18 protein-coding genes and 1 tRNA gene are annotated in these 20200 nt (G+C 66.6%); 15 read left to right on the top strand and 4 right to left on the bottom strand.

What is annotated here, in order from left to right; all coding sequences use genetic code 11:
* Positions 1-7: 7 nt before the first annotated feature.
* The 3 genes from ACY34H_RS21200 to ACY34H_RS21210 form a co-directional block, all read right to left on the bottom strand.
* Positions 8-1270 carry an MFS transporter gene (locus tag ACY34H_RS21200; protein WP_464979438.1) on the bottom strand — a complete coding sequence of 421 codons (1263 nt, stop codon included), beginning with the start codon at positions 1268-1270 and terminating at the stop codon, positions 8-10.
* 125 nt (positions 1271-1395) lie between these two features.
* Positions 1396-2277 (bottom strand): N-acetylmuramic acid 6-phosphate etherase, encoded by an 882-nt coding sequence (locus ACY34H_RS21205; RefSeq protein ID WP_464979439.1) that lies wholly within the window; start codon positions 2275-2277, stop codon positions 1396-1398.
* 24 nt (positions 2278-2301) lie between these two features.
* Entirely contained in the window at positions 2302-2982 is a 681-nt protein-coding gene (locus ACY34H_RS21210) for a GntR family transcriptional regulator (RefSeq protein ID WP_464979487.1), read from the bottom strand.
* Positions 2983-3203: 221 nt separating this feature from the next.
* On the opposite strand from ACY34H_RS21210, the gene ACY34H_RS21215 reads away from it, so the two are divergent.
* From ACY34H_RS21215 to ACY34H_RS21270, 12 genes are all read left to right on the top strand, one after another.
* Positions 3204-3698: a hypothetical protein gene (locus ACY34H_RS21215; RefSeq protein ID WP_464979440.1), complete on the top strand. Its 495-nt coding sequence runs from the start codon at positions 3204-3206 to the stop codon at positions 3696-3698.
* A 148-nt stretch (positions 3699-3846) separates the two neighbouring features.
* The gene (locus ACY34H_RS21220) at positions 3847-5103 is read left to right on the top strand and encodes a D-amino acid dehydrogenase (protein WP_464979441.1); all 1257 of its coding nucleotides are present in this window, start codon (positions 3847-3849) and stop codon (positions 5101-5103) included.
* 213 nt (positions 5104-5316) lie between these two features.
* On the top strand, positions 5317-5775 hold the full coding sequence (locus tag ACY34H_RS21225; protein ID WP_464979442.1) for a YchJ family protein: 459 nt from the start codon (positions 5317-5319) through the stop codon (positions 5773-5775).
* 11 nt (positions 5776-5786) lie between these two features.
* Complete coding sequence (locus ACY34H_RS21230; protein WP_464979443.1) at positions 5787-7391, top strand: carboxyl transferase domain-containing protein; 1605 nt, start codon at positions 5787-5789, stop codon at positions 7389-7391.
* A gap of 10 nt (positions 7392-7401) precedes the next feature.
* Positions 7402-8187 carry an enoyl-CoA hydratase/isomerase family protein gene (locus ACY34H_RS21235; RefSeq protein ID WP_464979444.1) on the top strand — a complete coding sequence of 262 codons (786 nt, stop codon included), beginning with the start codon at positions 7402-7404 and terminating at the stop codon, positions 8185-8187.
* A gap of 17 nt (positions 8188-8204) precedes the next feature.
* Positions 8205-9536 carry an adenosylmethionine--8-amino-7-oxononanoate transaminase gene (locus ACY34H_RS21240; RefSeq protein WP_464979445.1) on the top strand — a complete coding sequence of 444 codons (1332 nt, stop codon included), beginning with the start codon at positions 8205-8207 and terminating at the stop codon, positions 9534-9536.
* Positions 9533-10741: an 8-amino-7-oxononanoate synthase gene (gene bioF / locus ACY34H_RS21245; protein ID WP_464979446.1), complete on the top strand. Its 1209-nt coding sequence runs from the start codon at positions 9533-9535 to the stop codon at positions 10739-10741. The genes ACY34H_RS21240 and bioF overlap by 4 nt, the downstream gene beginning before the upstream one ends.
* The gene (gene bioD / locus ACY34H_RS21250) at positions 10731-11543 is read left to right on the top strand and encodes a dethiobiotin synthase (RefSeq protein ID WP_464979447.1); all 813 of its coding nucleotides are present in this window, start codon (positions 10731-10733) and stop codon (positions 11541-11543) included. The genes bioF and bioD overlap by 11 nt, the downstream gene beginning before the upstream one ends.
* 17 nt (positions 11544-11560) lie before the next feature.
* Positions 11561-12601 (top strand): biotin synthase BioB, encoded by a 1041-nt coding sequence (bioB, locus tag ACY34H_RS21255; RefSeq protein WP_464979448.1) that lies wholly within the window; start codon positions 11561-11563, stop codon positions 12599-12601.
* Positions 12602-12783: 182 nt separating this feature from the next.
* Positions 12784-14805 carry an acetyl/propionyl/methylcrotonyl-CoA carboxylase subunit alpha gene (locus ACY34H_RS21260; protein ID WP_464979449.1) on the top strand — a complete coding sequence of 674 codons (2022 nt, stop codon included), beginning with the start codon at positions 12784-12786 and terminating at the stop codon, positions 14803-14805.
* A gap of 10 nt (positions 14806-14815) precedes the next feature.
* Complete coding sequence (locus ACY34H_RS21265) at positions 14816-15748, top strand: 2-hydroxyacid dehydrogenase (protein WP_464979450.1); 933 nt, start codon at positions 14816-14818, stop codon at positions 15746-15748.
* Between the two features lie 14 nt (positions 15749-15762).
* Complete coding sequence (locus ACY34H_RS21270) at positions 15763-16671, top strand: hydroxymethylglutaryl-CoA lyase (protein WP_464979451.1); 909 nt, start codon at positions 15763-15765, stop codon at positions 16669-16671.
* A 155-nt stretch (positions 16672-16826) separates the two neighbouring features.
* Here ACY34H_RS21270 and ACY34H_RS21275 read toward each other — a convergent pair.
* Positions 16827-16903 (bottom strand) — tRNA-Pro (locus ACY34H_RS21275).
* Positions 16904-17028: 125 nt separating this feature from the next.
* Between ACY34H_RS21275 and ACY34H_RS21280 the strand changes: the two genes are divergently transcribed.
* The 3 genes from ACY34H_RS21280 to ACY34H_RS21290 are packed head-to-tail and all read left to right on the top strand — an operon-like array spanning position 17029 to position 20167.
* Positions 17029-17658 (top strand): hypothetical protein, encoded by a 630-nt coding sequence (locus ACY34H_RS21280; RefSeq protein ID WP_464979452.1) that lies wholly within the window; start codon positions 17029-17031, stop codon positions 17656-17658.
* 19 nt (positions 17659-17677) lie between these two features.
* Complete coding sequence (locus ACY34H_RS21285) at positions 17678-18289, top strand: glutathione S-transferase family protein (protein ID WP_464979453.1); 612 nt, start codon at positions 17678-17680, stop codon at positions 18287-18289.
* A 57-nt stretch (positions 18290-18346) separates the two neighbouring features.
* The gene (locus ACY34H_RS21290; RefSeq protein WP_464979454.1) at positions 18347-20167 is read left to right on the top strand and encodes a putative bifunctional diguanylate cyclase/phosphodiesterase; all 1821 of its coding nucleotides are present in this window, start codon (positions 18347-18349) and stop codon (positions 20165-20167) included.
* Positions 20168-20200 lie beyond the last annotated feature (33 nt).

A 20200-nucleotide genomic window follows, 5' to 3' on the forward strand; every position in this document is an offset into this window, starting at 1 on the left:
GCCCTGATCAGTTCCGCCCGAATTGCGGATCGATCTTCACCAGCGCCGTCATCGCGAACGCCGGGATCGTCGCCAGGCATGCCCAGATGAAGAAGTGCGGGTAGCCCATGATCTCCTGCAGGTAGCCGCTGGCCATCTGCGGCACCATCATGCCGAGCGCCATGAAGCCGGTGCAGATCGCGTAATGCGCCGTCTTGTGCTCGCCCTCGCACACCATGATCATGTACATCAGGTAGGAAGCAAAGCCGAAGCCGTAGCCGAACTGCTCGACCGCCATCGCCACCGTGATCAGGCCGATATTGTCGGGCTGCGCCTGCGACAGGTAGACGAACACGAGGCCCGGCAGGTGCAGGATGAACGCCATCGGCCACAGGCAGCGCTTCAGGCCGAAGCGCGCGATGGCCAGGCCGCCCAGCAGGCCGCCCACCGTCAGCGCGATGATGCCGACGGTGCCATAGACAAAACCGACTTCCGTGTTGTCCAGCCCCAGGCCGCCCTCGGCGACCGGATCGAGCAGGAACGGCACCGCCATCTTCAGCAGCTGCGACTCGCCCAGGCGGAACAGCAGCAGGAAGCCGAGGATCCTGAGGATCCCCTCCTTGCGGAAGAAGGCGGCGAAGGTGAGGAAGAATTCGGCGAAGGGATTGCCTTTCAGGCGCGCCGGCGCATCCGCGGCGGGGCGCGGCAGCATGAAGAAATGCCAGGCGCACAGCAGCGCGAACACGCCCCCGAGCAGGCCGAACACCACGGACCACGCGGTGCGCGGATCGCCGGTGCGGGTGATCAGGATGCCGGCCAGCGCCACCAGCGCACCCTGCCCGGTGATGTTGGCCAGCCGGTAGAACGTGCTGCGCACGCCCACATAGGCGGCCTGCTCCTTCTGCTGCAGGGCGAGCATGTAGAAGCCGTCCGCCGCGATGTCGTGCGTGGCGGACGAAAAGGCCATCAGCCACAGCACCGCAAGGCTCACCTGGAAGAACGCGGGCATGTGGGTGGTGAAGGCCACCAGTGCCAGCGCCACGCCGACCACGCCTTGCAGCACAACGGTCCACTGCCGCTTGGTGCCGAACATCTCGACGACCGGCGCCCACAGCGGCTTGATCACCCACGGCAGGTACAGCCACGATGTATAGAACGCGATGTCGGTATTGGAGAAGCCGGTGTTCTTGTACATCACCAGCGACAGGGACATGACGGCGAAATAGGGAATGCCCTGGCCGAAGTAGAGGGTGGGCACCCACCACCAGGGACTGCGCTGCACAGCTTTCATTACATCCTTGCGATCGTTACGGCGTGGCGAATTAGTTCGAGACAAGCGGCACGAGGCGGCGCGGCACGAGGCAGCGCGGCACCGGGCAGGGAGGCATCGGGCCGGCCGGCAAACATGGTGCTGGATCAGCCATTGAGCGCCCCGCGCACGCTGCCTGCCGCTCGTGCCAGCAGGCTTTCGGCCTGCGGCACCGGCACCTGTTTCAGCAGTGCCACGATGGCCACCTTGACGTGGAAGCCGCACGCCTCCAGCACGGCCCGCGCGGCGGCTTCGTCCGCCCCGGTCGCATGCACCGTGAGGCGCACCGTGCGCGCGAACAGCTTGGCGTTGGTGGGCTTCAAGTCTACCATCAAGTTCCGGTACACCTTGTGCAGCCGGACCATGATGGCACTGGAAATCGTGTTCAGCGCGATCTTCTGCGACGTGCCGGCTTTCAGGCGCGTGCTGCCCGAAATGACTTCGGGGCCGGTATCGAGAACGATGCCGACATGCGCTTCGTCGGCCACCGGCGAATGCGTGTTGTTGGCGATGCCGACCGTCAGCGCGCCGGCCTCGCGGGCAGCGTGCAGGGCGCCCAGCACGTACGGCGTGCCGCCCGACGCGGCAAGCAGCAGCACCACGTCGTTCGCGGTGGGCGCCACCGACAGGAGATCGCGCGCTCCCTGCGCGCGGTCATCCTCGGCCCCTTCGGCGGCAACGAACATCGCGCCTTCTCCGCCCGCCAGCAGCGCCACCGCGCGCTCGCGCGGCCAGGAAAAGGTGGGATACAGCTCCACGCTGTCGAGCACACCGAGCCGGCCGGACGTGCCGGCTCCCACGTAGATCAGGCGCCCGCCCGCCGCGATGCGCGGCACCGCGGCATCGATTGCCGCGGCCAGCTGGGGTGCCGCCGCACGCACCGCCTGCACGGCACCGAACTGGTCGTCGACGAACGCCGCCACCAGTTCGGAAACCGGATACTGGTCCAGCTGCGGGTGTTCGCTGCTCGGGGTTTCGGTTTTCAGCATGCACCCAGTGTAATGCGAAACCGCTCAACCGCGCCGCATCTCGGCCACGAAATCGTAGTGATCGCTGCGGCAATAAGAGTGGGTCAGCTCGACCGCTTCGCCGTTCTCCAGGTAGGCGATACGGGTGATGAACAGCACGGCGTGGCCTTCCGGCACGTCGAGCTGCCGTGCCAGCTCGGCCGGCGCGTTCATCGCACGGATGTGCTGCAGCGCGCGCACCGGCGGCTTGCCGACGCTCTCGAGGTACTGGTACAGCGAATCGCCCACCGCGGCCGGGTCGGGCACCACGGTGGCCGGCAGCACGCTGACTTCATAGGCCATCGCCACGTCGTCCGCGAGACGCAGCCGTTCCAGCCGCGCCACGCGCGTGTTCGGCGACAGGGCAAGGCTCATCTGCTCGTCCGCGCCGGCGATGACGAGTTCGCGCCGCAGCCAGCGCGAGCCCGGCTTGTAGCCGCGCTGCTGCAACTGTTCGGAAAAACTGGACAGGTTCGACAGCGGCTGCTCGATGCGCGGCGCGATGTAGTTGCCGGAGCCCCGCTTGCGCACGACGAGGCCCTGATCCACCAACTGGTCGATGGCCTTGCGCGCCGTGACGCGCGAGACATTCAGCTGCTCGGACAGCGTGCGTTCGGACGGCAGCGCCTGGTCCACCTGGTAGCGGCCCGCGCGCACGTCGTCGGTCAGCTTGCGCGCGATCTGCATGTACAGCGGCGATGTATCGGGCTTGGAGCCTTCAGGCTTCGAACCCTCGCGCTGCTGGACGGCGGGTTCCTGGGCTTGCTGCAAAATCATGACAATTCTCCTATACCTTCTAGTTTAACGGCGAAGGACAATGCCCGCTTCTTTCGTCCCGTGCGGATCGGCACAGGACGTTTTTCTGCTTCCGAAATGGCAGCCCGTGCCGCCCCGACAAGAGGTTACAAATGAAGCTGTTCCCAATCATCGCCGCCGTGTTTCTCGCTGCCGGCATTGCCTGCTCAGGCACGGCCGGCGCGGCCAGTCTCGATCCCGACCATTACCTGCTGTCGAAGGAGGTCATGAAGAAGATGAAGGCCATCGAGGTCGAACTGGAAAAATCCGGTCATCAGTCGGACAGCGGCGACGACGACGACGACGATAGTCCCGGCAGGCGCGGGAACAAGGGCAGGGATAAGGGCAAGGACGACAACCCGACTCCCGAGGAACTGGTGCGCGAGATCGAACAGGACAAGGTGGCGATGGCCGCATTGCACCGCCACGGCCTGACGAGCCGCGACTATGCGCTGACTTCGTTCGCGATGCTGCACGCTGGCTTCTACGTGATGTTCGAGGAATCGATGGACAGGAAAGGCGCCGCCGACATGCTGGCCAGGTTCACCAGGGAACAGCGCGCCAACGTGGCTTTCGTGCGGGCCATGAATCTCGAGAAAAAGAAGTAATCCGCAGGGATTGCGTGGCGGGCAAGGTGTCGGCGAGGACCGGCGGCCGCCGCAGCTAATGTGACGGGATCGGCAACGGGGTGGGCAGCGGGGCGCGGCACATCGTATCCTGCCGGGATATCCCTCACCCAGAACGGATTACGGCAGCATGCAGAGCAAAGAACACCAGGTGGTGGTCATCGGCGGCGGGGTCGTCGGCCTTGCTTCGGCCTGGTGGCTGCTGGAAGCGGGCTTTCGCGTCGCCCTGCTCGAGCGGGCCGCCGCGGTCGGCAACGGCGCCAGCTACCGCAATGGCGGGCAGCTGAGCTATCGCTACGTGGCGCCGCTGGCCGATGCCGGCGTGCCCTGGAAGGCGCTGCAATGGATGTTCCAGGAAGCGGGCCCGCTGCGCTTCAAGCCGGAAGCGGACCTGCGCCAGTGGCGCTGGCTCTGGCGCTTCCTGGCCAACTGCAACGCCGCCAGCAACCGGCGCACCACCGCCACGCTGCTGGAGCTGGGAGAGCACAGCCGGCGCATGATGGCGCAGCTGGCGGCGGCGGTGCCGCTGGCGGAATTCGGCTGGCGCGATGCGGGCAAGCTTGTCGTCTACCGCTCGCGGGCATCGTTCGATGCGGCCGTGGCCAGGGCCGGCCCGGAAAACAGCCGCCGCGTGCTGAGCGGCGCCGAAGCCGCCGCACTGGAGCCTGCGCTGGCCGCGCTGGCGCCCCGGCTCGCCGGCGGCATCTTCAATGCCGGCGAGGCGGTGGCCGATTGCCATGCCTTCTGCGTGGCGCTGGAACGGCGCCTGCAGGCGCATCCCCGCTTCGATGGCGTCATCCACGCCGAGGCGACTTGCCTGTTCACGGAAAACGGCAGGGTCTCGGCGGTGCAGACGGATACCGGCTGGGTGACAGGCGAACATTTCGTGCTGGCGGCCGGCATCCAGAGCCGCGGCCTGGCCGCCACCGCCGGCATCGACCTGCCGCTGTATCCGCTGAAGGGCTACAGCCTGACCGCGCCGATCGGCGCGCAGCACACGGCTCCCGAGATCAGCGTGACGGACTTCGAACGCAAGACGCTGTACGCCCGCATCGGCGACCGGCTGCGCGTGGCGGCAATGGTCGACATGGTTGGCGAAGACTCCTCGCTGGACGCGCGCCGCGTGGCCGGCCTGGCGCGCCTGGTGCGTGAAACGATGCCCGCCGCCGCCGACTACGCGCGCCTCGAACCATGGGCCGGCCTGCGCCCCGCCACCCCGAACAGCGCCCCGCTGCTCGGCCCCACCCGGCACGGCAACCTGTGGCTGAACGTCGGCCACGGCCCCCTCGGCTTCACCTTCGCCTGCGGCACCGCCGCCCTGCTCGCCGACCTGATGACCGGCCGCCCCACCCCGTTCCCCCTCGGCTTCCTCGCCTGGCCCCGATGATAAAACTGGGGACGTACCCTTGTTTCCAGGAAAACTGGGGACGTACCCCTGTTTTACGGAAACCTCTGCCGCCATACCGCAGTGCGGCCACTTGCCGCATTGCTATTGCCTATAAACAGGGGTACGTCCCCAGTTTTGGAGCAACTTTTTGTGGTGCGAGCGGGGCCGGGGCGATATGGCGGATAATGTCGCCTTTCCATTGTCCGACCTGCCATGTCCAAGACGAAGATCCCGGCGGGGTGCCCTTGCGGCGGCGGGCCGTCGCTGGCGGCGTGCTGCGGCCCGTACATTGACGGCAGCGCGCTGCCGGCCACGGCCGAGCTGCTGATGCGCTCCCGCTACACCGCCTACACGCTGAAGAATGAGCCCTACCTGCTGGCGACCTGGCATCCCAGCACCCGTCCGACCGAACGCATCGTCGATCCGGACGAGCCGTTGCAATGGCTGGGACTTGAGGTAAAATCGACTTTACGTTTACGTCAACGTAAAGCAGATTTCGCCGGCCAGGATCATCCGGACCAGGACTATGTGGAATTCGTGGCCCGCTTCCGCCAGCACGGCAAGGGCCAGCGGCTGCACGAGATCAGCCGCTTCCTGCGCGAGCCCGACCCGAGCCTCGGCGGCACGCCGCGCTGGTTCTACGTCGACGGAGATTTTCCGACCAAAGAATAAAGGGACACCGCATGCCGCACATCGACAGCAAACTCAATCCGCGCAGCGAAGACTTCCGCGCCAACGCCGCCGCCATGGAGGCGCTGGTGGACGACCTGCGCGCCCGTGTCGCGAAAGTGGCCGAGGGCGGTGGCGCGGTGGCCAGCGCGAAGCACACCGCGCGCGGCAAGCTGCTGCCGCGCGAGCGCGTGCGCCTGCTGCTCGATCCCGGCACGCCCTTCCTCGAATTCTCGCAACTGGCCGCGTATGACATGTACGACGGCGCCGCGCCGTCGGCCGGCATCATCACCGGCATCGGCCGTGTGTCGGGCCAGGAATGCGTCATCGTCTGCAACGACGCCACGGTAAAAGGCGGCACCTATTACCCGATCACGGTGAAGAAGCACCTGCGCGCCCAGGAAATCGCCGAACAGAACCGGCTGCCGTGCATCTACCTCGTCGATTCCGGCGGCGCCAACCTGCCGAACCAGGACGAGGTCTTTCCCGACCGCGACCACTTCGGCCGCATCTTCTACAACCAGGCCAACCTGTCCGCGCAGGGCATCCCGCAGATCGCCGTCGTCATGGGTTCCTGCACGGCCGGCGGCGCCTACGTGCCGGCGATGAGCGACGAATCGATCATCGTCAAGGAGCAGGGCACGATCTTCCTGGGCGGCCCGCCGCTGGTGAAGGCGGCCACCGGCGAAGTGGTCACCAGCGAAGACCTGGGCGGCGGCGACGTGCACACCCGCCTCTCGGGCGTGGCCGATCACCTGGCACAGAACGACACCCACGCCCTGGCGCTGGCCCGCAACATCGTCTCGCACCTGAACCGGCAGAAACCGCCAACCGCCATGCGCGAGGCCGTCGAACCACGATATGCGCCGGAAGAACTGTACGGCGTGATCCCCGTCGACACCCGCAAGCCGTTCGACATCCGCGAAGTCATCGCCCGCATCGTCGACGGCAGCGAGTTCGACGAGTTCAAGGCCCGCTACGGCACCACGCTGGTGTGCGGCTTCGCCCACATCCATGGCATGCAGGTGGGCATCATCGCCAACAACGGCATCCTGTTCTCGGAATCGGCGCTGAAGGGTACCCACTTCATCGAGCTGTGCTGCCAACGCAAGATCCCGCTGGTCTTCCTGCAGAACATCACCGGTTTCATGGTCGGCCGCAAGTACGAGAACGAAGGCATCGCCCGCAATGGCGCCAAGATGGTGACGGCGGTGGCCACCGCCGCCGTGCCGAAATTCACCGTGATTATCGGCGGCAGTTTCGGCGCCGGCAATTACGGCATGTGCGGCCGCGCCTACTCGCCGCGCTTCCTGTGGATGTGGCCGAACGCCAGGATCTCGGTGATGGGCGGCGAGCAGGCCGCGTCCGTGCTGGCCACCGTGAAGCGCGACGGCATCGAGGCAAGGGGCGGACAATGGTCGCAGGACGAGGAAGCCGCGTTCAAGCAGCCGATCAAGGAACAGTATGAACACCAGGGCCACCCGTACTATGCCAGCGCGCGGCTGTGGGACGATGGCGTCATCGACCCGGCCGATACCCGCATGGTGCTCGGCCTGGGCCTGTCGGCGGCGCTGAACGCCCCGATTCCCGACACGAAGTTCGGTGTCTTCCGCATGTAAGGAACCAAGCATGAACTACGACACCCTCACCCTCGACACGGCCGGCGCCATCGCCACGGTCACGCTGAACCGTCCCGAAGTACGCAATGCGTTCAACGAACAGTCGATCGCCGAGCTGACGGCCGCCTTCGCGGCGCTAGGCCAGGTCGACGGCATCCGCGCCATCGTGCTGGCCGCGAGCGGCACGGCCTACTGCGCCGGCGCGGACCTGAACTGGATGAAGAAGATGGCGGGCTACTCGGAAGACGAAAACCGCGCCGACGCCATGCAGCTGGCGACCATGCTGCGCACCATTCATGCGTGCCCGAAACCGGTGGTGGCGAAAGTGCACGGCGACTGCTTCGGCGGCGGCGTGGGCCTGGTGGCCGCCTGCGATATCGCGATCGCCGCCGAGGATGCGCGTTTCTGCCTCAGCGAGGTGAAGCTGGGCCTGATCCCGGCCACCATCTCGCCGTATGTCATCAAGGCGATGGGGGAGAATGCCGCGCGGCGCTACTTCCTCACCGCCGAACGTTTCAATGCCAGGGAAGCGCTGCGCATCGGCTTCGTGCACGAACTGGCCACCGCCGCGTCGCTCGATGGCCAGGTGGCCGCCGTGGCCAGCGCGCTGGCCGCCAACAGCCCGAACGCCGTGCGCGAAGCCAAGGGGCTGGTGCGCGAGATCGCCGGCCAGCCCGTCACGGATGCGCTGGTGGCCGATACCGCGCACCGCATCGCGCACGTCCGCGCATCGAGCGAAGGCCGTGAAGGCGTGGCCGCCTTCCTCGAGAAGCGCAAGCCTTCCTGGCTCACCTGATTTTTGGAGTTTCAGTTTTGACAGATCAAACCAGCGACTGGGTGTCGCGCAGCCTGAACAGCGTATGGCACCCATGTACCCAGATGCAGCACCACGAGACTGTACCGCTGATTCCCGTCAGCCATGGCCGCGGCGCCTGGCTGTACGACCATGACGGCCGGCGCTACCTCGACGCGATCAGTTCGTGGTGGGTCAACCTGTTCGGCCACGCCAACCCGCGCATCAACGCGGCGCTGCGCGACCAGCTGGACAAGCTGGAGCACGCGATGCTGGCCGGCTTTACCCATGAGCCGGTGATCCGCCTGTCGGAACGTCTGTCCGCGCTGACCGGCGGCGTGCTGGGGCACGCGTTCTACGCGTCGGACGGCGCCTCGGCCGTCGAGATCGCGCTGAAGATGAGTTTTCATTCCTGGCGCAACGCCGGCCGGCCAGCAAAGCAGGAATTCGTCTGCCTGCAGGGCAGCTACCACGGCGAAACGATCGGCGCGCTGGCGGTCACCGACGTGGCGCTGTTCAAGGATGCCTACGGCCCGCTGCTGCGCGCCACGCAAACCGTGATGTCGCCGGACGCGCGCCAGGCCCGCGATGGCGAAACGGCGCAGGACGTGGCACGCCGCGCCGCGGCGGACGTGCAGCGCCTGTTCGAAGAGAAAGCGGACAGGATCGCCGCCATCATCATCGAGCCGCTGGTGCAGTGCGCGGCCGGCATGGCGATGCACGATCCCCTGTACCTGCAACTGGTGCGGGAGCTGTGCGACAAGCATGAAGTACACCTGATCCTCGATGAAATCGCGGTCGGCTGCGGCCGCACCGGCACCTTCTTCGCCTGCGAACAGGCCGGCATCTGGCCGGACTTCATCACGCTGTCGAAGGGCATCAGCGGCGGCTACCTGCCGCTGTCGCTGGTGCTGACGAAGGACCAGGTCTACCAGGCCTTCTACAGCGCGGACATCACGCGCGGCTTCCTGCACTCGCACTCGTACACCGGCAACCCGCTGGCATGCCGCGCGGCGCTGGCCACGCTCGACATTTTCGAAGAAGACAATGTGCTGGAAACGAACCGCGCCCGTGCCGCCACGCTGGGCACGGCGATGGCCCCTCTTGCCGATCACGCGCGCGTAAAAAACCTGCGCCAGCGCGGCATGATCCTGGCATTCGATGCGACAGATGTGGACAAGACGTTCTCGCGCCGCTTCTTCGCCAACGCCACGCGCAACGAACTGCTGCTGCGCCCGATCGGCTCGACCGTGTACCTGATGCCGCCGTACATCCTCGACGACGAGGAAATCGCCGGCCTGGCCGCGCGCACCCGGGCCGTCTTCGAACAAACACTGGCGGAAGCATCATGAAGTTACTGGACCAGCTCGCGGCCAACCTGGATGCGCTGCGCGAACAAAGCCTGATCCGCACGCGCCGCACGGTCGATACGCCATGCGGCCCGCGCGTGACGGTGGACGGCCGCGAACTGCTGGCCTTCTGCAGCAATGACTACCTGGGCCTGGCCGCGCATCCGGCCGTGACGGCCGCGCTGCGCGAAGGCACCGAACTGTATGGCGCCGGCAGCGGCGCCTCGCACCTGATCAGCGGCCATGGCCGCGCCCACACCGCACTGGAAGAGCGGCTGGCCGACTTCGCCGGCCCGCACCTCGTCGATGCGCGCGCGCTGTACTTCAGCACCGGCTACATGGCCAACCTGGCGGTGCTGACGGCGCTCGCGGTGGGCGACAAGGACACGGAAATCTTCAGCGAGGCGCTGAACCATGCGTCGCTGATCGATGGCGCGCGCCTGTCCCGCAAGACGGTCAAGGTGTATCCGCACGCGAACGTCGAGGCGCTGGACGAGCTGCTGGGCACCAGCCAGGCGAGCAACAAGATCGTCGTCACCGATTCCGTTTTTTCAATGGATGGCAACCTGGCTCCGCTGCCGGCATTGCTGGCGCTGTGCGAGAAGCATGGCGCCTGGCTGGTGGTCGACGATGCGCACGGCTTCGGCACGCTGGGCGACAATGGCCGGGGCGCCCTCGAGCACTTCGCCCTGCGCTCGCCCTACCTCGTCTACATGGGTACGCTGGGCAAGGCCGCCGGCGTGGGCGGCGCCTTCGTTGCCGCCCATGCCACCGTGATCGAGACGCTGGTCCAGCGCGCCCGGCCCTACATCTTCACGACGGCGGCGCCGCCGGCGCTGGCTCACGCGCTGCTGACAAGCCTGGACATCATTGCCGGCGCCGAGGGCCGCGAGCGCCGTTCGCACCTGGCCGGTTTGGTGGCACAATGGCACGATGGCCTGCGGCTGGCACGCTGGACGGCGCTGCCATCGAAGACCGCGATCCAGCCCGTCATCATCGGCGCCAATGATGCCACGATGGCGGCCGCCGCGGCGCTGTACGAGCGCGGCATCTGGGTCGGCGGCATCCGTCCCCCCACGGTGCCGGCCGATTCGGCACGGCTGCGCGTTACGCTGTCCGCCGGCCATTCGGCAGCGGAGGTAGCGCGGCTGCTCGACAATATTAACGAAGTCAACGCCCACATGGAAAGGAACCGAGATGGCGCTTGAAGACCCGGTGATCGCTCCAGTACAGGACACCGCCATTGCGGACGTCGTCGTCGAAGAGCCGAAACCCGCCGCCGCGGTGGCCGCCAGCGGCATCCCGCCCCGCTTCGCCTGCTTCGTGACCGGCACCGATACGGAAATCGGCAAGACGCTGATCTCGTCGGCCATGCTCCACGCGCTGGTGCAACGGGGCGTGAAAGCGTGCGGCATGAAACCCGTGGCGGCCGGCGCGGTATTGCGCGGCGGCGCGCTGCACAACGACGATTGCGACCAGCTGGAAGCCGCCGGCAACGTGCGCCTGCCGCAATCGATCACCACGCCGTTCCTGCTGAAGGAACCGGCCGCGCCGCATATCGCCGCCGCGCTGGAAGGCGTCGCCATCGATCCGGTGCCGATCCTGGCGTCGTATCTCGAGATCGCCGCCGCCAGCGATGCCACCGTGGTCGAAGGCGTGGGCGGCTTCCGCGTGCCGCTGACCGATACCTACGACACCGCCGACCTGGCGCAGCAGCTCGATCTGCCGATGGTGCTGGTGGTGGGCATGCGCCTGGGCTGCATCAACCACGCGCTGCTGACCGTGGAGGCGATTGCCGCGCGCGGCCTGAAGCTGGTCGGCTGGGTAGCCAATGCGCTGGAGCCCGAGATGGCGTTTGCCGATGAAAACATCGACGCGCTGGCAGAGCGCATCGGCGCGCCGCTGCTGGGCCGCGTGCCGCGCCTGACCGATGCGAGTGCCGCCGCCGCCGCCGAATACCTCGATTTCACGAGCCTGCCGAACTGGCCGGCTCACCGCAACACGAAGTAAATATTAAGGAAAACACGATGTCCCTGCATGAACCGAAAACCGTCGCCCTGCACCGCCCGACCGCCGCCATCAAGCTGCCGGAATCGGCCACGTGGCCGCGCGAGGAAGTGCTGGCCCTGTTCGAACTGCCGTTCAACGACCTGATGTTCCGCGCGCAGGAAGCGCACCGCGCCAACTTCCCGGACGGCGACGTGGAACTGGCCACGCTGCTGTCGATCAAGACCGGCGGCTGCGAAGAGGATTGCGGCTACTGCCCGCAGGCCGCACGCTACGATACCGGCGTCGAGGCCAAGAAGATCCTCGATACCGAGACGGTGCTGGAAGCGGCCAGGCAGGCCAAGGAAAACGGCGCCACCCGCTTCTGCATGGGTGCCGCATGGCGCAGCCCGAAAGAACGCGACATGGAAAAAGTCGAAACCATGGTGCGCGAAGTGAAGGCGCTGGGCCTGGAGACCTGCGCCACGCTGGGCATGCTGGAAGCGGACCAGGCCGAACGCCTGAAGGCCGCCGGCCTCGATTACTACAACCACAACCTCGACACGGCCCCCGAGTTCTACGACAACGTGATCTCCACCCGCCAGTACCAGGACCGCCTGGACACGCTGGGCCACGTGCGCGACGCCGGCCTGAAAGTGTGCTGCGGCGGCATCGTGGGCATGGGCGAAACGCGCGACCAGCGCGCCGGCCTGATCGCCCAGCTGGCGAACCTGAACCCGTATCCGGAATCGGTGCCGATCAACCACCTGGTGCAGGTGGAAGGCACGCCGCTGCACGGCCTGGACCGCCTCGATCCGCTGGAATTCGTGCGTACCATCGCCGTGGCCCGCATCACGATGCCGAAAGCGCGCGTGCGCCTGTCCGCCGGCCGCCGCGAACTGGGCGAAGCCGTGCAGGCCATGTGCTTCATGGCCGGCGCCAATTCGATCTTCTACGGCGACAAGCTGCTGACCACCGACAACCCGGAAGCGAACGACGACCGCGCGCTGCTGGCCAAGCTGGGCCTGCCCACGCGCGCCGCCATGCTGGAGTCGGTGCAGAAGGAAGCCTGCGGCTGCTGAGTAAAACCGCCAGCGCCCCGGCAGAGGGCGCGGCCCCCGGGTTGCCATCATCGGTACAGGCCACAAGCCTCCGTCAAACGCTCCACGAGAGCAAGCAGCACCCCGTTGCATGAGCGCGGCCGGACCTGCGTGTCCGGACCCGTGATCTGCTCCTGGAGCCCATAAGAACAGGGAGACACTCGATGTTCAAGAAAATCCTGATTGCCAACCGCGGCGAGATCGCCTGCCGCGTAGCTGCCACCGCCCGCAAGATGGGCATCCGCACCGTTGCCGTGTACTCGGAAGCCGACGCCAATGCAAAGCACGTGGCGGTCTGCGACGAAGCCGTGCTGCTGGGCCCCGCGCCTGCCAAGGAAAGCTACCTGTGCGGCGACAAGATCATCGCCATCGCGCTGGCCACCGGCGCGCAGGCGATCCATCCCGGCTATGGCTTCCTGTCCGAAAACGCGGAATTCGCGGAAGCCTGTGCCGACGCGGGCCTGGTATTCATCGGCCCGCCCCCTGCGGCGATGCGTGCGATGGGTTCCAAGTCCGCGGCGAAATCGCTGATGGAAAAGGCCGGCGTGCCGCTGGTGCCCGGCTACCATGGCGACGAGCAGGATGCCTCCTTCCTGCAGCGCGAAGCGGACCGCATCGGCTACCCGGTGCTGCTGAAGGCCTCGGCCGGCGGCGGCGGCAAGGGCATGCGCGTGGTCGACAGCGCCGCTGCATTCACCGAGGCGCTGGCTTCGTGCAAACGCGAGGCGATCAGCTCCTTCGGCGACGACAAGGTGCTGGCCGAAAAATACCTGCAGCGGCCGCGCCATATCGAGATCCAGGTGTTCGCCGACACGCACGGCAACTGCATCTACCTGTTCGAGCGCGACTGCTCGGTCCAGCGCCGCCACCAGAAGGTGCTGGAAGAAGCGCCGGCACCGGGCATGACCGACGAGCGCCGCGCGGCGATGGGCGATGCGGCGGTGGCGGCCGCGCAGGCCGTCGGCTACGTCGGCGCCGGCACCGTGGAGTTCATCGCCAACCAGGACGGCAGCTTTTATTTCATGGAGATGAACACGCGGCTGCAGGTCGAGCATCCGGTGACGGAAATGATCACCGGCACGGACCTTGTCGAATGGCAGTTGCGCGTGGCGGCCGGCGAGCCGCTGCCGAAACGGCAGGACGAGCTGAAGATCCATGGCCATGCGCTGGAAGCACGCATCTATGCCGAGAACCCCGACAAGGGCTTCCTGCCGTCGATCGGCACGCTGCGCCACCTCGACACGCCCGATGCGGTGCAGTTCGAAGTGGGCGGCACGCCGTACCAGCCGGCCGCGGTGCGCGTCGATTCGGGCGTGCGCGAGGGCGATGCGATTTCGCCGTTCTACGATCCGATGATCGCCAAGCTGATCGTCTGGGGCGCAGACCGCAAGCAGGCGCTGGCGCGCATGGCGCAGGCGCTGTCGCAATACCAGATCGTCGGCCTCGCCGGCAACGTGGCCTTCCTCAAGCGCCTGGTGGAAAGCACGGCCTTTGCCGATGCCGACCTGGATACGGGCCTGATCGAACGCAATGCCGAAACGCTGTTCCCTCCGGCGCGCTCGGTACCCGTGGCCGCGCTGGCGCTGGCCGCCGTGGCGCTGATCGAACATGAGAAAGCGCAGGCGCGCGGCACGAATGCGGGCGATCCATGGGGCCAGGCGCTGGGCTGGCGCCTGAACTCCCGCTACGCCCGCACGCTGGCGTTCCGCGACGAGGGCGGCAAGGACTACGCGCCGCAGTTCACGTACCTGCCGCACGGCTGGGAATTTTCGATCATGGGCTTGTCCGTCGACGTGGCGCTGCTGGCGCGCGACGGCGTCGACCTGTCGGTACGGCTGGGCGATGCGTCGGTGCACGGCACCGTGCGCCGCGATGGCAACACGTTCCACGTGTTTACCGGCGGCGGCCACCATGTGCTGCACTACGGCGACCCGCTGGCGCATGCCGGTGAAAGCGAGGCCGATGGCGGCCGGCTGACCGCGCCGATGCCGGGCAAGGTCGTCGCCGTGCTGGCATCCCGGGGGCAGGACGTGAAGAAGGGCGAACCGCTGGTGATCATGGAAGCGATGAAAATGGAACATACGATTGCCGCGCCGCACGACGGCACGGTGGACGAGATCCTGTATGCCGTCGGCGACCAGGTGGCGGACGGCGCGCCGCTGCTGGCCTTCCGCGCCGCCGCCTGAGGAAATGACGATGCGTATCCTGCTGTACCGCTCCGATGGCAACATCGCCCCCTGGGCCGACGATTTCGCGCGCCACCTGCCGGAGGCGCAGTGCGTGACGTGGAGCGAGGGCGAAAAGCTGCAGCCCTGCGACTACGCAGTGGTATGGGGGCCGCCCGAGGCGATGCTGCGCGAACTGGCCGAGGTGAAGGCGGTCTTCCTGATGGGCGCCGGCGCCGATGCGGTCCTGAAGCATGCCGGCGCCCTGCCCGCCCACGTGCCCATCGTGCGCCTGGGCGACGCGGGCATGGGCGTGCAGATGGGAGAGTATGTAGTGCACGCGGTGCTGCGCCACTTCCGCCGCTTCGACCAGTATGAAGACCAGGCCGCGGTCGGTGAATGGCGGCCGCTGGCCACGCACGAGCGCGAGTCGTTCAGCATCGGCGTGATGGGCGCCGGCGCCCTGGGGCAGCGTGTGCTCGATTGCCTGCGCCCGTTCGGTTTCCCGTTGCAGGTCTGGTCACGCAGCGCGAAGGATATCGATGGCGTGCGCAGTTTTGCCGGCGACGACGGGCTCGACGCCTTCCTGCGCAGCACGCGCGTGGTGGTGTGCATGCTGCCGCTGACGGAGGCCACGGCCAATATCCTGAACCGCGCCAACCTGGGCAAGCTGCCGCAGGGCGCGTATGTGATCAACGTGGCGCGCGGCGCGCACGTGTCGGAGCCGGACCTGCTGGCCTTCATCCAGTCGGGCCACATCGCCGGCGCCACGCTGGACGTATTCCGCAACGAACCGCTGCCACGGCAGCATCCGTTCTGGGACGAACCGCGCATCACGATCACGCCGCATATTTCCGCCCTCACGCTGCGCGGCGAAAGCGTGCGGCAGATCGCCGGCAAGATCGGCCAGCTGGAACGGGGCGAAGCCATCGCCGACGTCATCAACCGCGAACTGGGATATTGATTGGGGTATTCGACATGAACCTGCCGAAAAAAGTGAAGATCGTCGAGGTGGGCCCGCGCGACGGCCTGCAGAACGAAAAGGAAAACGTGCCGGCCGAGGTGAAGATCGCCCTGGTCGACCGCCTGTCCGCCGCCGGCTTCCCGAATGTGGAGGCGGCGGCGTTCGTGTCGCCGAAATGGGTGCCGCAGATGGCCACCAGCCGCGCGGTCATGGATGGCATCGCGCGCAGGAGCGGCGTGATCTACTCGGCGCTGACGCCGAACATGCAGGGCTTCGAGGCGGCGCTGGCGGCAAGGGCCGACGAGGTGGTGATCTTCGGCTCGGCCTCGGAAGCCTTCTCGCAGCGCAACATCAACTGTTCGATCGCCGAATCGATCGCCCGCTTTGCACCGGTGGCGCAGGCCGCGAAGGATCACGGCGTGCGGCTGCGCGGCAGCATCAGTACCGCGTTCGGCTGCCCGTACCAGGGCGAGGTACCGCTCGAGGCGGTGGCCGACGTGGTGGCCCGCATGCGCGACCTGGGCTGCGACGAGATCGACATCGCCGACACGATCGGCGTCGCCACCCCGCGGCACGCGCAGGCGGTGATGGCGACGGCAATCCGGGAATTTCGCGTCGATGCGCTGTCCGGCCACTTCCACGACACGTACGGGCAGGCGCTGGCCAACATCTATGCGTCGCTGGAGCTGGGGATTTCGATCTTCCACTCGTCCGTGGCCGGGCTGGGCGGCTGCCCCTACGCGAAAGGCGCGACCGGCAATGTCGCCACCGAAGACGTTCTCTACATGATGAACGGCCTGGGCATCGACACGGGCGTGGACCTGGATGCCGTGGTGGACGCTGGCGATTACATCTCGAAGTTCCTCGGGCGCAAGAGTTCCAGCCGCGCCGGCAATGCGTTATTGGCCAAGCGCCACGGCTGAAACATGACCGGGCTTGCGTCGCCGGGCCATGGCCCGACGACCAGCCATGCGGAAACGGGCTCGACAACATGAGCTCAGCCGTAACCGTCCTCAAAACCGTCCGCACAAACAAAAACCCCCGCAAGCCTAAACTTGCAGGGGTTCCTGATGAATCTTGGTCGGAGTACAAGGATTCGAACCTTGGACCCTCTGGTCCCAAACCAGATGCGCTACCGGGCTGCGCTACACTCCGAAGAAGCAAGATAATACCGCCCGAACTCGATTGCGTCAAGGGTCTCTTAAAATATTCGTTGCGGTGCTCACATAGCAAATGAGCAATATGCGAATATAAGCATCCCTGTTCCAGGACTTGGAGCCATGCAACAGACCCTGACTTACCCCAACGGCCCGCGCCGCAGCAGGCTGATAGCAGGCCTCGCCGTCTCGATCTTGCTGCACATGCTGCTGCTGGCGCTGTGGCGCACGCCCTCGTTGCCGCCAGCCCAGCTCGACGAACGGCGCTGGGCCCAGCCCATCACCCCGCCATTATCGGTACGGATCGTGCCGCCACCGCCGCGGCCTGAACCGGTCGTGCGCGCCGAGCCGCCGGCACCACCGGCAAAGCGGGACAAGGCGGACAAGCCCGCAGCCCGTCCGGCGCCGGCACGTGCCGAATCCAGGCTCGCCGAACGTATTGAGCCCGACAACGCCGAACCGCCGGCGATGACCGTGGTCCCGTCGCCGGCCGACAGCGCGCCGACCTTCGATCCGGACGCGGCGCGCGCTGCCGCCAGGGCAATGGCAAAGGACCTGGATGTGCCCTCCGGTAACTGGGTAGGAGAAAAACTGAAGAAGGAACGGGAGCTGCAGGAAACCCGCGATGCGCAGCTTGGCCGCAATATCGCGAACTCGGCGCGCGCGGACTGCAAGACCGCCTATGCCGGTGCCGGCCTGCTCGCACCTTTGATCATGCTGATGGACAAGAAGGACAGTGGCTGCAAATGGTGAAAACAGAAAAGGTGAAGACATGCTGACAATCCTCGGGAAGCTTCCTTCGATCAACGTGCGCAAGGTACTGTGGACTTGCCGCCTGCTGGAACTGGCGTACGAACTCGACCCGTGGGGCAAGGGCGAGCGCGATCCCGACGTGCCGGAATTCCTGGCGCTCAATCCGAACGCCCAGGTGCCGGTGCTGCGCGACGGCGATACGGTGCTGTGGGAATCGAACACGATCTGCCGCTACCTCGCGCACGACAGCTTCCTGCTGCCAGCGGACCGCCTGCAGCGCGCCCGCATCGAGCAATGGATGGACTGGCAGGCCACCGAACTGAATACCGCGTGGCGGGCGCCGTTCATGACGCTGCTGCGCGGCAGCACCCAGTTCAGCCCCGAAGCGGTGGCAGCCGGGGTACGCGACTGGAACGCGAAAATGACACTGCTGGACCGTCACCTGGCCCGCACCGGCGCCTTCGTGGCCGGCGATACCTTCTCGCTGGCCGACGTGGTCATCGGCGTTTCGGTGCACCGCTGGCGCGCCACGCCGATCGACCGGGTCGACTTGCCGGCAGTGGCCGCCTATATGGAGCGCCTGGCGCAAGTGCCCGGCTATGCCGAGAACTGCGGTAAGGAAACGCCATGAAGTTCATTTATAAATAATTGATCTAGCTCAATAAACTTTGACGCCCGGCTTGTTTTAATGCCGGGCATGATTTGCGAATTGTTCGAAGCGGCCGACGCGATAGCCGCCAACCTGAAGTTCCGCAGGCCGGTTCCGGTTTGCGGCGGTACCTGCCCGGCCGCGATCGACGAGTTCGACGTCAGCCTGCTGCGCGAGCGCGAGGAACTGTACCGGCTTACCTTCAACCAGGCCGCCGTCGGCATTGCCCACGTGGACGCCAGTGGGCGGCCGTTGCGTGTCAACCGCAAGTATTGCGCCATCACCGGGTACACCGAGGCGGAGCTGCAGCGGATGACCACGTGGGAGCTGACCCACCCGGACGACCGCGCGCAGGACGAAGCGCAGCAGCAGCGGCTGCGCTGCGGCGAGATCGCCGAGTATTCGCGTGAAAAACGCTACCTGCACAAGGGCGGCCATGCGGTGTGGATCAACGTCACCGTGTCGTCGCTGCTCGATGCAAATGGCGAACGGCGCTACATCACCGTGGTGGAAGACATTTCGCGCCGCAAGGGCGCCGAGGAAACTCTGTTGCGGATGGCCAGCCACGATGCGCTGACGGGTCTGCCGAACCGGCTGCTGCTGGAGGATCGGCTGTCGCACGCGATCGCGCACGCGCAGCGCACGCAGTCGCTGGTGGCGGTGATGTTCGTCGACCTCGACCGCTTCAAGAACATCAACGACAGCCTGGGGCACGATGCCGGCGACGAGGTGATCGTCGAGATCGGCCAGCGCATCGCGCGCAACCTGCGCGACACCGACACGGCGGCGCGGCAGGGCGGCGACGAATTCGTCGTGGTGCTGGGCGGCCTGGCCCATGAAGCCGCCGCCTGCACCGTCGCACAGAAGATCCTCGACACGCTGTGCCAGCCGATGCTGCTGCGCGGCCAGGAGATCTTCCCGACCGGCAGCATCGGCATCGGCCTGTACCCGCGCGATGGCAGCGATACGCCGACCCTGCTGAAGAACGCCGATACGGCGATGTACCGCGCCAAGGGCGACGGCGGCAACAAGTACCAGTTCTATGCGGACAGCATGAGCATGGACGCCCTGGACAGCCTGCGCCTCGAAGGCGCGCTGCGCCGCGCGCTCGAACGGGACGAATTCCGGCTGCACTACCAGCCCCAGGTGGACATCGCCAGCGGCGCCGTGGTGGGCGTGGAGGCACTGCTGCGCTGGCAGCCGCAACTCGGACCGATGATCGCGCCCGACGACTTCATCCCGATCGCCGAACAGACCGGGCTGATCGTGCCGATCGGCGACTGGGTGCTGGCCACCGCCTGCGCCCAGCAAAAGGCATGGCGCGACGCCGGGCTGGCGCCGCTGACGGTGAGCGTAAACCTGTCCGCCCGGCAGTTCCAGCATCGCGACCTGGTGGAACTGGTGGGCCGGCTGGTACGTGAAACCGGTTGCGATGCATCGTCCCTGGCACTGGAGATCACGGAGACGGCCGTGATGGAAAACCCGCAAGCCGCGGTGGCGATCCTCCGCCAGCTGAACGAGATGGGCGTGCGCCTGGCGATCGACGATTTCGGCACCGGCTATTCGAGCTTGGCGTACCTGAAGCGCTTCCCGATCGACAGCCTGAAGATCGACCGCTCGTTCGTGCGCGACATCACGCGCGATGCCGACGACGCGGCCATCGTCCACTCCGTGATCGCGCTGGCGCACAGCATGAAGCTGAAGGTGGTGGCCGAAGGCGTCGAGGACGCCCGCCAGCTGCAATTCCTGCGCGAGCACGGCTGCGACCAGATGCAGGGCTATTACTTCAGCAAGCCCGTGCCGCCCGCCGACATCGAAGCATTACTGCGCAAACAAACTGGGGACGTACCCTGGTTTTGAGGCAACCATTTTCCAAACCGGGGACGTACCCTG

This window comes from Pseudoduganella sp. jia 9 (assembly GCF_055502615.1).

Excerpts from the sequence above, each read along its gene's own strand:
- ACY34H_RS21210 (WP_464979487.1), bottom strand. The coding sequence starts at position 2,982 with ATGCAGATCGCGCGCAAGCTGACCGACGACGTGCGCGCGGGCCGCTAC.
- ACY34H_RS21270 (WP_464979451.1), top strand. The coding sequence starts at position 15,763 with ATGAACCTGCCGAAAAAAGTGAAGATCGTCGAGGTGGGCCCGCGCGAC.
- bioB (WP_464979448.1), top strand. The coding sequence starts at position 11,561 with ATGTCCCTGCATGAACCGAAAACCGTCGCCCTGCACCGCCCGACCGCC.
- bioD (WP_464979447.1), top strand. The coding sequence starts at position 10,731 with ATGGCGCTTGAAGACCCGGTGATCGCTCCAGTACAGGACACCGCCATT.
- ACY34H_RS21265 (WP_464979450.1), top strand. The coding sequence starts at position 14,816 with ATGCGTATCCTGCTGTACCGCTCCGATGGCAACATCGCCCCCTGGGCC.
- ACY34H_RS21215 (WP_464979440.1), top strand. The coding sequence starts at position 3,204 with ATGAAGCTGTTCCCAATCATCGCCGCCGTGTTTCTCGCTGCCGGCATT.
- ACY34H_RS21285 (WP_464979453.1), top strand. The coding sequence starts at position 17,678 with ATGCTGACAATCCTCGGGAAGCTTCCTTCGATCAACGTGCGCAAGGTA.
- ACY34H_RS21205 (WP_464979439.1), bottom strand. The coding sequence starts at position 2,277 with ATGCTGAAAACCGAAACCCCGAGCAGCGAACACCCGCAGCTGGACCAG.
- ACY34H_RS21200 (WP_464979438.1), bottom strand. The coding sequence starts at position 1,270 with ATGAAAGCTGTGCAGCGCAGTCCCTGGTGGTGGGTGCCCACCCTCTAC.
- ACY34H_RS21220 (WP_464979441.1), top strand. The coding sequence starts at position 3,847 with ATGCAGAGCAAAGAACACCAGGTGGTGGTCATCGGCGGCGGGGTCGTC.
- ACY34H_RS21290 (WP_464979454.1), top strand. The coding sequence starts at position 18,347 with ATGCCGGGCATGATTTGCGAATTGTTCGAAGCGGCCGACGCGATAGCC.
- ACY34H_RS21225 (WP_464979442.1), top strand. The coding sequence starts at position 5,317 with ATGTCCAAGACGAAGATCCCGGCGGGGTGCCCTTGCGGCGGCGGGCCG.
- ACY34H_RS21280 (WP_464979452.1), top strand. The coding sequence starts at position 17,029 with ATGCAACAGACCCTGACTTACCCCAACGGCCCGCGCCGCAGCAGGCTG.
- ACY34H_RS21260 (WP_464979449.1), top strand. The coding sequence starts at position 12,784 with ATGTTCAAGAAAATCCTGATTGCCAACCGCGGCGAGATCGCCTGCCGC.
- ACY34H_RS21235 (WP_464979444.1), top strand. The coding sequence starts at position 7,402 with ATGAACTACGACACCCTCACCCTCGACACGGCCGGCGCCATCGCCACG.
- bioF (WP_464979446.1), top strand. The coding sequence starts at position 9,533 with ATGAAGTTACTGGACCAGCTCGCGGCCAACCTGGATGCGCTGCGCGAA.
- ACY34H_RS21230 (WP_464979443.1), top strand. The coding sequence starts at position 5,787 with ATGCCGCACATCGACAGCAAACTCAATCCGCGCAGCGAAGACTTCCGC.